This is a genomic window from Bradyrhizobium uaiense (assembly GCF_010811875.1).
GTDB classification, from domain to species: domain Bacteria; phylum Pseudomonadota; class Alphaproteobacteria; order Rhizobiales; family Xanthobacteraceae; genus Bradyrhizobium; species Bradyrhizobium uaiense.
The window spans coordinates 1-11,312 of sequence record NZ_VKHP01000277.1 but is presented as its reverse complement, the minus strand read 5'-3'; the positions used below and the strand labels follow the sequence as shown (position 1 = coordinate 11,312).

15 protein-coding genes are annotated in these 11,312 nt (G+C 64.9%); 12 read left to right on the top strand and 3 right to left on the bottom strand.

All coding sequences use genetic code 11. The features are described from left to right. The first annotated feature begins 314 nt into the window (after nucleotides 1-314). The 6 genes from ruvA to FNJ47_RS39910 all read left to right on the top strand — a co-directional run bounded on the left by ruvA (nucleotide 315) and on the right by FNJ47_RS39910 (nucleotide 4,831). Nucleotides 315-932 (top strand): Holliday junction branch migration protein RuvA, encoded by a 618-nt coding sequence (ruvA, locus tag FNJ47_RS39935; protein ID WP_163161482.1) that lies wholly within the window; start codon nucleotides 315-317, stop codon nucleotides 930-932. After that, entirely contained in the window at nucleotides 929-1,978 is a 1,050-nt protein-coding gene (ruvB, locus tag FNJ47_RS39930) for a Holliday junction branch migration DNA helicase RuvB (RefSeq protein WP_163161480.1), read from the top strand. The genes ruvA and ruvB overlap by 4 nt, the downstream gene beginning before the upstream one ends. A gap of 189 nt (nucleotides 1,979-2,167) precedes the next feature. Then, on the top strand, nucleotides 2,168-3,085 hold the full coding sequence (locus FNJ47_RS39925; RefSeq protein ID WP_163161478.1) for a metallophosphoesterase: 918 nt from the start codon (nucleotides 2,168-2,170) through the stop codon (nucleotides 3,083-3,085). 122 nt (nucleotides 3,086-3,207) lie between these two features. After that, complete coding sequence (ybgC, locus tag FNJ47_RS39920; RefSeq protein ID WP_430649462.1) at nucleotides 3,208-3,609, top strand: tol-pal system-associated acyl-CoA thioesterase; 402 nt, start codon at nucleotides 3,208-3,210, stop codon at nucleotides 3,607-3,609. 80 nt (nucleotides 3,610-3,689) lie between these two features. Beyond that, the gene (locus FNJ47_RS39915) at nucleotides 3,690-4,157 is read left to right on the top strand and encodes a nuclear transport factor 2 family protein (RefSeq protein WP_163161476.1); all 468 of its coding nucleotides are present in this window, start codon (nucleotides 3,690-3,692) and stop codon (nucleotides 4,155-4,157) included. Nucleotides 4,158-4,354: 197 nt separating this feature from the next. After that, nucleotides 4,355-4,831 carry a hypothetical protein gene (locus FNJ47_RS39910; RefSeq protein ID WP_163161474.1) on the top strand — a complete coding sequence of 159 codons (477 nt, stop codon included), beginning with the start codon at nucleotides 4,355-4,357 and terminating at the stop codon, nucleotides 4,829-4,831. A 76-nt stretch (nucleotides 4,832-4,907) separates the two neighbouring features. On the opposite strand, the gene FNJ47_RS39905 is transcribed toward FNJ47_RS39910, so the two are convergent. Continuing rightward, nucleotides 4,908-5,552 carry a glutathione binding-like protein gene (locus tag FNJ47_RS39905; protein ID WP_163161472.1) on the bottom strand — a complete coding sequence of 215 codons (645 nt, stop codon included), beginning with the start codon at nucleotides 5,550-5,552 and terminating at the stop codon, nucleotides 4,908-4,910. A gap of 98 nt (nucleotides 5,553-5,650) precedes the next feature. On the opposite strand from FNJ47_RS39905, the gene FNJ47_RS39900 reads away from it, so the two are divergent. From FNJ47_RS39900 to FNJ47_RS39885, 4 genes are all read left to right on the top strand, one after another. Further along, nucleotides 5,651-6,310: a TetR/AcrR family transcriptional regulator gene (locus FNJ47_RS39900; protein ID WP_163161470.1), complete on the top strand. Its 660-nt coding sequence runs from the start codon at nucleotides 5,651-5,653 to the stop codon at nucleotides 6,308-6,310. 108 nt (nucleotides 6,311-6,418) lie between these two features. Next, complete coding sequence (locus FNJ47_RS39895; protein WP_163161468.1) at nucleotides 6,419-7,066, top strand: dihydrofolate reductase family protein; 648 nt, start codon at nucleotides 6,419-6,421, stop codon at nucleotides 7,064-7,066. Nucleotides 7,067-7,336: 270 nt separating this feature from the next. Further along, the gene (locus tag FNJ47_RS39890; protein WP_430649461.1) at nucleotides 7,337-7,735 is read left to right on the top strand and encodes an ArsR/SmtB family transcription factor; all 399 of its coding nucleotides are present in this window, start codon (nucleotides 7,337-7,339) and stop codon (nucleotides 7,733-7,735) included. Continuing rightward, a complete protein-coding gene (locus FNJ47_RS39885) occupies nucleotides 7,728-8,207 on the top strand; it encodes an SRPBCC domain-containing protein (RefSeq protein ID WP_163161464.1) in 480 nt (159 codons plus the stop codon). Before FNJ47_RS39890 ends, FNJ47_RS39885 begins: the two co-directional genes overlap by 8 nt. A 114-nt stretch (nucleotides 8,208-8,321) precedes the next feature. Here the strand turns inward: FNJ47_RS39885 and FNJ47_RS39880 are convergent, their stop codons facing one another. Both FNJ47_RS39880 and FNJ47_RS39875 read right to left on the bottom strand, forming a co-directional pair. Further along, the gene (locus FNJ47_RS39880) at nucleotides 8,322-9,287 is read right to left on the bottom strand and encodes a 2-hydroxyacid dehydrogenase (RefSeq protein WP_163161463.1); all 966 of its coding nucleotides are present in this window, start codon (nucleotides 9,285-9,287) and stop codon (nucleotides 8,322-8,324) included. Nucleotides 9,288-9,396: 109 nt separating this feature from the next. Then, entirely contained in the window at nucleotides 9,397-9,597 is a 201-nt protein-coding gene (locus FNJ47_RS39875) for a hypothetical protein (protein WP_163161461.1), read from the bottom strand. On the opposite strand from FNJ47_RS39875, the gene FNJ47_RS39870 reads away from it, so the two are divergent. Further along, complete coding sequence (locus FNJ47_RS39870) at nucleotides 9,584-9,952, top strand: YciI family protein (protein WP_163161459.1); 369 nt, start codon at nucleotides 9,584-9,586, stop codon at nucleotides 9,950-9,952. The two genes, FNJ47_RS39875 and FNJ47_RS39870, sit on opposite strands and share 14 nt — an antisense overlap. Continuing rightward, nucleotides 9,949-11,226, top strand: a complete 1,278-nt coding sequence (locus FNJ47_RS39865) for a sigma-70 family RNA polymerase sigma factor (RefSeq protein WP_163161457.1) — start codon at nucleotides 9,949-9,951, stop codon at nucleotides 11,224-11,226. Before FNJ47_RS39870 ends, FNJ47_RS39865 begins: the two co-directional genes overlap by 4 nt. Nucleotides 11,227-11,312: the final 86 nt, after the last annotated feature.

The window sequence follows — 11,312 nt, the reverse complement described above, 5'->3', positions numbered from 1 at the left end:
CGCGGTCGCGATCACCCACGCGCATCACCGCCAGAGCGCCGCGCTGCGGCTCAGGGTGGCGAGCCTATGATCCTGCAATGTGAGGAGGGCACGCTGTTCAGGCTCCCTCCCCCCTTGCGGGGGAGGGTTAGGGAGAGGGGTACCACGCGGCGTGCTCTCTCAATTTCCGTCTTGGCGACAGGTGATCGGCCCTGCGAGGTTGATGCGCTCATCGATCGTCTCGCCCGGGGCTTACCCCTCTCCCCAGCCCTCCCCCGCAAGGGGGGAGGGAACCCTTCCGCCGGTGCCCTCCTTACCGAACCCGGATTGCTCTCATGATCGGCAAGCTGAAAGGCCTGATCGATTCCTACGGCGAGGACTACGTGATCCTCGACGTCGGCGGCGTCGGCTATCAGGTGCATTGCGCCAGCCGCACGTTGCAGGCGCTGCCCCAGCCGGGCGGCGCCGCGGTGCTCTCGATCGAGACCTATGTCCGCGAGGACGCGATCAAGCTGTTCGGCTTCCGCTCGGATCATGAGCGCGAATGGTTTCGCCTGCTGCAAACCGTGCAGGGCGTCGGTGCCAAGGTCGCGCTCGCGGTGCTCGGCACGCTGCCGCCGACCGACCTCGCAAATGCAATCGCGCTGCGCGACAAGGCGGCGGTGGCACGGACCCCGGGAGTTGGGCCGAAGGTCGCCGAGCGCATCGTCAGCGAATTGAAGGACAAGGCGCCGGGCTTTGCCGATGTCGATCCCGCGGTGGTGCAGCTGTCAGGTGCAATCGACAACAACCGCGCGCCGCGCCCGGTGACGGATGCGATCTCCGCGCTGGTCAATCTCGGCTACGGCCAGCCGCAGGCTGCCGCCGCCATCGCCGCCGCCTCGCGCAGCGCCGGTGAGAGCGCCGAGACCGCGCAGCTGATCCGGCTGGGGCTTAAGGAACTGTCGAAGTGAACACGCCGCCCCGCATGGTGACGCCCGAACGCCGCTCCGACGATGTCGGTGATACCGCGCTGCGTCCGCAGTCGCTGACCGAGTTCGTCGGCCAGGCGCAGGCGCGCAAGAATCTCTCGATCTTCATCGAGGCCGCCAAGAAGCGCGGCGAGGCGCTCGATCACGTGCTGTTCGTCGGTCCCCCCGGCCTTGGCAAGACCACGCTGGCGCAGATCGTCGCTCGCGAACTCGGGGTCGGCTTTCGTGCCACCTCCGGGCCTGTGATCGCGAAGGCCGGCGATCTCGCGGCGCTGCTTACCAATCTCGAAGAGCGCGACGTGCTGTTCATCGACGAGATTCATCGCCTCAGCCCGGCGGTGGAGGAAGTGCTCTATCCCGCGATGGAGGATTTCCAGCTCGATTTGATTATCGGCGAAGGTCCCGCGGCGCGCTCGGTGAAGATCGAGCTGTCCAAATTCACGCTGGTCGGCGCGACGACGCGCGCGGGCCTGCTCACCAATCCTTTGCGCGACCGCTTCGGCATTCCGATCCGGCTCAACTTCTACACCGTGGAAGAGCTGGAGAAGATCGTCACCCGCGGCGCCCGCGTGCTCAACATCGGCATGAGCCCCGATGGCGCCAACGAGATCGCGCGCCGCGCCCGCGGCACACCGCGCATTGCCGGCCGCCTGCTGCGCCGCGTGCGTGACTTTGCCTCCGCTGCGGACGCTGACTCCATAGACCGCGGCATCGCCGACCGAGCGCTGAGCGCGCTCGAGGTCGACAGCGCCGGGCTCGATGCGATGGACCGGCGCTACCTCACCACCATCGCGCTGAACTATGGCGGCGGGCCGGTCGGCGTCGAGACCATGGCGGCGGCGCTGTCGGAGCCGCGCGATGCGATCGAGGACATCATCGAGCCCTATCTGATCCAGTGCGGTTATCTGCAACGCACCCCGCGCGGACGGCTGCTGACCTCGCACGCCTTCCGCCATCTCGGCCTCGCCGAGCCGAACCGCGATCCCTCGCAGTTCGGCCTGTTCGGCGGCAATGGCGACGAGGACTGAGCCTCGCTCTCGAAGACGTGAACAGACGTGTTGGTGCAGCGCATTCCGCTGCCGGTAACCGTGCGCGCTAACCATTGCGAAGCGTCTGCTGGCCGCCTGCACAAACATGGCCCAATTTCGCTCCAATCAAAGGGCCTATGGTCGTTCACGGCGCTTTAGGAAGCGCCAGGCATCACCGATCAAACGTCCATGATTTCACGCCGAAATTTTCTGCGCACCGCCGGCGGATTGACCGCCGCCACGGCCTCGACCGCGGCCTATGGCCTGAGCGAGCCGGTCGTCCGCCTCACGCTGACGCGCTACGATCTGTCGCCGCGACAATGGCCGTCGGACTTTCCGCTCAAGATCGCCGCGATCGCCGACATTCACGCCTGCGATCCCTGGATGTCGCTCGATCGCATCGCCGAGATCGTCGAGCGGACCAATGCGCTGAATGCCGATATCATCGTGCTGCTCGGTGATTATGTCGCCGGGCTGCGCCACGTCACGCGCTTCATTCCGGCATCCGAATGGGCTGCGGTGCTGAGGGGCCTGAAGGCGCCGCTCGGCGTGCATGCGGTGCTCGGCAATCACGATTATTGGGACGACAAGACGGTGCAACGTCAGGGTCAGGGCACGCCGGTTGCGCGCCGCGCGCTGGAGCGTGCGGGCATCCCGGTCTACGAGAACGACGCGGTGCGGCTCGTCAAGGACGGCCGTCCGTTCTGGCTCGCCGGTCTCGGCGACCAGCTCGCCTTCATGGCGGCGCGGCGCTATCGCGAGATCAGGCGCATCGGCGTCGACGATCTCAACGGGACACTCGCAAAGGTCACCGACGATGCGCCGGTGATCCTGCTCGCGCATGAGCCTGACGTGGCACTCCGCGTGCCCTCGCGCGTCGCGCTGCAACTCTCCGGCCACACCCATGGCGGCCAGATCCGGCTGCTCGGCTGGTCGCCGGCGGTGCCGGTCAAGCACGGCATGCGGCTCGCCTACGGCCATATCAAGCTGAAATGCGACGTCGTCGTCTCCGGTGGGCTCGGCTGCAGCATCATGCCGTTCCGCCTCGGCGTGCCGCCCGAGATCGTGCAGGTCACGCTCGGCGCAAAAGGGCCGGTCGCGTCCTGACCGCGCTTGCGTGATCGAGCAATTTGCGCAACACGATTGTCGTTCCCGTTCCGAAGGCAATCGAGGGGCCGCAATTGACCTTACCCCATATCGACGGCGCGATCCGCGATGGCCGACACCATATGCAGGTCCGCGTCTATTACGAGGACACCGACTTTTCCGGCATCGTCTACCACGCCAACTACCTGCGGTTCATGGAGCGTGGGCGCACCAATCATCTCCGTCTGATGGGCGCCGAACAGAACGCGCTGTTCGAGGAGGCGCAGGAGGAGACCGGCGGCTTCGCCTTTGTCGTGCGCTCGATGACGCTCGACTTCCTCAAGCCTGCGCGGATGGACGACATGCTCGACGTCGTAACCTGGCCGATCGCGGTGAAGGGCGCCTCCATCATGCTCGCGCAGGAGGTCAGGCGCGGCGATGACGTGCTTGTGAAGGCGCAGGTGCGCGTCGCCTTCGTCAGCCAGGGCAGGGCGCAGCCGATTCCGAAGTCCATCCGTGCGCTGATGAAGGCCGATATGGTCTAGCTATGGGCTGATAGGAAACGCCCCATCGACTCTGCGCGGTGCGGCGATAGATTGGCGCCGCCAACAACGAGGGATCGCCGATGTCACGTCCGCCGCTGCCGCCCTTCACCCGCGAGACCGCCGCGCAGAAGGCGCGCATGGCCGAAGATGCCTGGAATTCGCGCGACCCCGTCCGGGTTGCCGGCGCCTATACCGAAGACAGCCGCTGGCGCAATCGCGCCGAGGTGTTTCAGGGCCGCGAGGCGATCGTGGCTTTCCTGACCCGCAAATGGGAAAAGGAGCAGGAGTATCGGCTGATCAAGGATCTCTGGGCCTTCGACGAGAACCGCATCGCGGTGCGCTTCCAGTACGAATGGCACGATGCGGCCGGTAACTGGTTTCGCTCCTACGGCAACGAGCAGTGGGAGTTCGACGAGCACGGCTTGATGCGCCGCCGCGAAGCCTCGATCAACGACATCGCGATTTCGGAGAAAGACCGTCGCTTCCACTGGCCCGCGCCGGGCCCGCGTCCGGCCGATGTGCCGGGGTTGGGGCAGGAGCCTTTCTAGCGACGCGTAGCCCGGATGCAGCGAAGCGAAATCCGGGAACGCCACTTTCCGCGGCGATACCGTCCCCGGATTGCGCTGCACTCCATCCGGGCTACGGATCATTGTGCCGGGTCATCGAAAACGTTTGCGAGTCTCGATGAGGGCTGGTTTATGCTGGCCGGCGATTGCAACCTCACCGCGTTCGCCGGACCCATTACATGCCATTTGCACGTTCTGCCGCCATCGCGCTCGCAGGCTTCCTCCTCGCGACCGCGCTCAGCACCTTTCCTATTCAGCCAAGCGCAGCAAAAGATAAAATGCGCGGGCCCGAAACTTGGGGGCCGATGTTCAGTCATCAAGTCGAGAGATGTTGGAAGAAGCCCGTACGCGTCGGAAGCGATGCAGCGAGCATGAAGGCTGAATTCACGATCGAGCTAACTCAAGAGGGCAAGCTGGTCGGGCAGCCCGTCTTGTCTACAGGGAGCAGTTCAGCGACGTCAGATTCTGCTCGGGTCTATCAACAGAGTGCGCTCCGAGCGATTACTGATTGTCAACCGTACGCCTTGCCGGCGGAATACTACGATCAGTGGAAGAAGTTTATGCCGGTATTTGCCGATACGCCGCTCGATCGGGCAGGGAAGCCTGTGGGTGGAGAACTCGATACTCGCAAGCTTTCGATTTGCCGCGGATGTTGACGGTAACACTCGCGGAAGCTGCCTCTCACCCTAACCCTCTCCCCGTGAAGAACGGGGAGAGGGAGCGAAAAGAGCGTTACGCCGCTACCTTGTGCCGCGCGATTTCGGCCTTGTAGAGCTCGAACTCCTCGGCGACCGCCTTCGCAATTGATGGCCGGGCGCGCAGGCGTTCGTAATAGGCCTTTAGCGCCGGCCATTTCGCGAGCTCGATCGGCGGCGTTGCCATGGTCCAGTTGATGACCGTAACGAGATAAGCGTCGGCGACGCTGAAATGGTCGAGCAGATGGTCGCGGCCCTTCAGATGGTCCTCGACATAGTCGAGCCGCGACACGTATTTCTCCAGCGCATAGGCCTTGGCCTCCGGCGGCGCCTTCCTGTCGAGCAGCGGCAGGAACAGGCCCTTGTGCAGCTCGGTGCCGATGAAGCACAGCCATTGATGCAGCTTTGACCGCTCGGCGTTCGACGCGGTGCCGATGCCGGCCCGCGGGAACTGGTCGGCGACGTATTGCAGGATCGCGGCGTTCTCAGTCAGCACCACGCCGTCTTCGGTGCGCAGCGTCGGCACCAGACCGAGTGGGTTGACCTTGTTGAAGTCGGAGCCGTCGTTGCGCACCTGCTTGGTCTTCGGATCGACCTCGAGATAGTTGGCCGGCTGGCCCGCTTCATAGAGCGCGACGCGGGTCGCCATCGAGCAGGCGAGGGGCGAGAAATAAAGGTCCATGGGGTGCCTCCTTGGCGGGTCTGGCGCGGCGTGCCGGCCGTTATTGATTTTTGTACTGTCCTGGATAATATTTGTGAGGTCAAGGAATTTAATGCGAAATGGTACAAAAAAGTAAGAAGCCGCCATCTGCTGCCAAAATCGAGGCGCCGGTCGCACCGAAGCGCCGCGGGCGGCCGCGCGCCTACGAGCCGGATGTCGCGCTCGGCAAGGCTCTCGATCTATTCCGGCGCGACGGCTTTGCCGCGACCTCGCTCGATGATCTCAGTGCCGCGACCGGCATGAATCGGCCGAGCCTCTATGGTGCGTTCGGCGACAAGCGCGAGCTCTACATCAAGAGTTACCAGCGCTATCGCGATGATGCGCGCGCCGCGATGGTCGACATCTTCCGCGCCGATGCGCCGCTGCGCGAGCGGCTGGAGCGCATCTATCGGATCGCGCTCGACATCTATCTGTCCGGCGAGTCCGGCCCGCGCGGCTGCTTCACCGTGATGACGGCTGCGTCCGAGGCGGTGTCGGATCCGGATATCCGCGCCATGGTGCTGGAGGGCCTGACCGAGCTCGACAAGGCGTTCGGCATCTGCTTCCGCCATGCCAAGGAGCGCGGCGAGTTGCCTGACGGCGCCGATCCGGCGTCGCTGGCGCATCTTGCGTCGGCCACCATCCACACCATCGCCATCCGCGCCCGAGCACGTGTGCCGCGCGGGGAACTCGAGGCGATCGTGAAGGGCGCCGTCGACGTGATGTGCCGGGCCAAATAGAAGCGGCAAATTTTTTGCTGATCACAAATTTCTTGCCGATCAAATGTCGGGTGCTGGTTTTCCGACCCGTCTTCCGTAAGGTCTCCCCCCTCACGGAAGCGAAATCTCATGGGAAAAGTCAGGACTTCAGCATTCTCGGTCTCGATCGACGGATTTGGCGCGGCGCCGCGTCAGAGCCTCGAAAATCCATTCGGCGAAGGCGGCATGGTGCTGCCCGGCTGGTTCCTCCAGACGCGGACGTTCCGCCAGACCTTCGGCCAGGATGGCGGCAGCACCGGGCTCGACGACGAGATCGCGCGCAAATCGATGGAAAATATCGGCGCCTGGATCCTCGGGCGGAACATGTTCGGCCCGATCCGCGGGCCGTGGCCCGATGATGCCTGGAAAGGCTGGTGGGGCCCGAATCCGCCCTATCACACGCCGACCTATGTGCTGACCCATCACGCACGGCCCGACCTGGTGATGGAAGGCGGCACAACGTTTCATTTCGTGACCGATGGCATTCACGCCGCGCTCGAGCGGGCGCGCGCTGTTGCCGGAGACAAGGACATCCGGGTCGGCGGCGGCGTGTCGCTGGTGCGCCAATTCCTTGAGGCGCGGCTGCTCGACGAGGTGCAACTGGCGCTGTCGCCGGTGCTGCTCGGTGCCGGCGAGAATCTGTTCGCCGGGCTCGACCTGCCCGCGCTCGGCTATGCCGTCGTTTCACAGGTCGCGAGCCCCAACGCCACGCACGTCACCTTCGCGCGCAAATCGTAAGATCGAGGAGCGGACCCTCGTTCACCTCACCCCGCTTGCGGGGAGAGGTCGGAATGCATCGTGAGATGCATTCCGGGTGAGGGGGACAGGTCCAACCTCGTTCATAACTCGCGGAGACGGCCCCTCACCCCAGCCCTCTCCCCGTGAGAACGGGGAGAGGGAGCGCGGTGCCGTCGTCTGCATCAGTTGCCAAAATCGGCCGTTGACGCGGGCGTCGGTCGGGCGTACTTAGCCCAAAGGTTATTTAACCAATGAGCTAAGTATATGCCGCTGGACCCCCTCAGTTCGACCTTCGCGGCGCTGGCCGATCCGACCCGGCGCGCGATCCTGGCGCGGCTTGCGCTCGGCGAGACCTCGGTGATGGAGCTGGCAAAGCCGTTCGACATGAGCCTGCCGGCGATCTCCAAGCATCTGAAGGTGCTGGAGCGTGCAGGTCTGATCTCGCGCGGGCGCGAGGCGCAGTGGCGGCCGTGCCGCATCGCGCCGGCCTCGTTCAAGCAGGTCGATAGCTGGCTCGGGAATTTCCGCCGCTTCTGGGACGAGAGCTTCAACCGCCTCGACGGTCTGCTCGAGGAGATGAAGGCGGAGGAGGCCGCAAAGGCCTCGCCGCGTAGTCAACGCAAAGTCAGAGTAAAGAAGGAGAAGCAACGTGGACGCACGCGTGAATAAGACGCTGAGGATCACGACACCGTCGGATTTCGAGTTCGCCATGACACGCCAGTTCGACGCGCCGCGGCGCTTCGTGTTCGACGCGATGACCAAGCCGGAATATCTGGTTCGCTGGCTTGGCTGCGACGCGATGGCGATGCCGGTCTGCGAGGTCGACCTGCGTGTCGGCGGGGCCTATCGCTTCGTGTTCCGTTCGTCCGAGGGCATCGAGCATGAACTCACCGGCACCTATCGCGAGGTGGTGCGCCCGGAGCGGTTGGCATTCGGCGAAACCTTCTCGATGCCCGGCTTCACCAGCGACGAGTATCTGGTCATCTCTACCTTCGTCGAGGAAAGCGGCACGACGACACTGACAACTACCATCCGCCACCCGACCAAGGAGGCGCGTGACGGTCATCTCAATTCCGGCATCGAGAAGGGCGTCGAGCCCGCCTACGACCGGCTTGCGGAGGTCGTCGCCGAGATGGGGTGAGGCTGTCGCTCCGTCATTGCGAGCGAAGCGAAGCAATCCATGTCTCCACAGGTGCGGCTCGATGGATTGCTTCGTCGCTTCGCTCCTCGCAATGACGACCGGACGGGGAGGTAGTTAATACCCCCGCGTGCGATCGACCATGTTTTCCAGCGCACCGCCCGCCTCGAAGCGTGCGATCTGCTGCGCGACGTATTTCGAGATCTCGTCGGCGTCGGTGTCGGCGGCGTTGTGTGGCGTCAGCACCACTTTCGGGTGGGTCCAGAACGGGCTCGCCTCGGGCAGCGGCTCGGTCTCGAACACGTCGAGCGAGGCGGCGCCCAGCGTGCCGTCGTCGAGCGCGCGCAAAATATCCGCTTCGTTCTGCAAGCCGCCGCGGCCGGCATTGATGATGACGGGCGCGCCGAGCGGGCTGTTGCGGTTCAGCTTGGCGAACGCATCGCGGTTGAGCACATGCCGCGTATCCGGCGTCAGCGGCAGCAGGCAGACCAGGATGTTGGTCGCGCGCAGGAATGCATCGAGCCCTTCAGTGCCGTGATAGCAGATGATGCCGTCGATCCGCTTCTCGCTGCGGCTCCAGCCGACGATCCGGAAGCCGAGCGCGCGGAGCGCATGCGCCGAGGCTGCGCCCAGCGTGCCGAGCCCCATCACGCCGACGGTGATCGCGTTCGCCGCCCATTGATAGTTCGGCGCCCAGTACTTCTTGCGCTGCGACTCGCGCAGATAAAGCTCCTGGCGGTGATGCATCAGCACATGCAGCACGACATATTCGGTCATGCGGTCGGTGAGGTCGCCGACCGAAACCCGCACCAGCGGCACGTCGGGCAGCGAGCGGTCGGCCATCAGCGCATCGACCCCGGCACCGAGATTGAAAATGACGCGCAGGTTCTTGAACGCCGCGAGCTCGGCCGGCTTCGGCTTCCACACCGCGGCATAGTGCACCTCGGCGGGGTCGAGCGCGCCGCCCGGAAGCAGCACCACAGAGCGGTCGGGGCAGACCGCGTCGAACCGCGCTTTCCAGCGCGTCGACGACCAGTTTTCCGAGCCGCCGTTGATCAGCAGCGCGAGTGCGCCCTTACCCATCTAGATACCTCCAAAGTCAATGTGACAAACGTCACATAACGGGTCATGCCCGTCCTAAGTCTCCTGCCATCAACAGGGGAGAACTTCCATGCACAAACTGATCCGGGCCTCAGCTTTCATCGTCGCGGTGCTGGACATGCGCCAGCGCCCGCGGTCCAGCGTCCGGTCTGTCGAGGCTCGCCACGAGGCTTCGATCGAAATCCATCGCCGCCATCAGGAACCTAAATTTCTTTCGCTCGGCCTGTCGGCAGCGGGCATAATCGTTCGTTCTTGCAATGAACGGAGATGCCTTTTCGATGCTGTACGCCATCCTCTGCTATCATGACGAAGACTTGGTCGGTTCCTGGAGCAAGGAGCACGACGCCTCGGTCATGCAGAAACTGTCCGTCGTGCAGGACAAGCTCGCAAAGCAAGGCAAGCTCGGCCCAGTCGCCCGGCTGCTGCCGACCACGGCCGCGACCACGCTGCGCAAGGAAAACCCGCCGCTGGTGCTGGACGGCCCGTTCGCCGAGACCAAGGAGCAGCTGCTCGGCTTCTATCTGGTTGAGGGCAAGAACCTCGACGAGGTGCTCGACATCGCGCGTGACCTCGGCGAGGCCAATCCCGGCGGCACCTATGAGATCCGCCCGGTCGGCTACTTCACTCCGGGGAGCGCAAAGACGTGAGCGTGACCGACTCCGCCTGGATCGATGCCACGCTGACATCGGCGCGTCCCCAGGCGGTTGGCGCATTGCTGCGCTACTTCCGCAATCTCGACACCGCCGAGGAAGCCTTCCAGAACGCCTGCCTGCGGGCGCTCAAGAGCTGGCCGCAGAACGGCCCGCCGCGCGATCCCGCGGCGTGGCTGATCATGGTCGGCCGCAACGTCGCGATCGATGAGGTCCGCCGCAACAAGAAGCAGCAACCGCTGCCCGACGACGACCAGGCGATCTCCGACCTCGACGACGCCGAGGACGAGCTTGCCGAGCGGCTCGACGGCTCGCACTACCGCGACGACATCCTGCGGCTGTTGTTCATCTGCTGTCACAAGGATCTGCCGGCGACCCAGCAGATCGCGCTCGCGCTTCGCATCGTCTCCGGCCTGACGGTGAAGCAGATCGCGCGCGCCTTCCTGGTCTCGGAAGCCGCGATGGAGCAGCGCATCACGCGGGCCAAGGCGCGCGTCGCCGACGCCAACGTGCCGTTCGAGACGCCGGGCGCGGTGGAGCGCAGCGAGCGGCTCGCCTCGGTCGCGGCGATGATTTATCTGATCTTCAACGAGGGCTATTCGGCGAGCGGCGACACCGCCGAGATCCGCTCGCCGCTGTGCGAGGAAGCGATCAGGCTCGCCCGCCTGCTGCTGCGGCTGTTCCAGAGCGAGCCGGAGATCATGGGGCTGACCGCGCTGCTGTTGCTGCAGCACGCCCGCGCCGAAGCGCGCTTCGATGCCGATGGCCAGGTGATCCTGCTCGACGACCAGGACCGCAGCCTGTGGAATCAGAAGCTGATCGCCGAGGGCGCAGCGCTGATCGACAAGGCGATGCGTCACCGCCGCAGCGGGCCCTATCAGGTGCAGGCGGCAATCGCCGCCCTTCACGCCCGCGCGGAAAAGCCCGAGGATACCGACTGGACGCAGATCGACCTGCTCTACGGCGCGCTCGAGGTCATGCAGCCCTCGCCGGTGATCACGCTCAATCGCGCCGTTGCGGTCTCCAAGGTGAAGGGGCCGGAAGCTGCGCTCGAGATGATCGAGCCGCTGGCGCCGCGGCTTGCCAATTACTTCCATTATTTCGGCGTGCGCGGCGCCTTCCTGATGCAGCTCGGCCGCAACGAGGAGGCTCGAATCGCCTTCGACCGCGCCATCGCGCTCGCCAACACCACGGCCGAAGCCGCCCACATCCGCATGCATATCGACCGCCTGATGCGCGACAGCCAACCGCGCAATGCGAAGGCGAAGTAGTCGGCTCGCCCGGTCGCGCGTTGTTCGTGTCCAAGCTGGCAGACTTCCTGTGCGGTACCCCTCTCCCTAACCCTCCCCCGCAAGGG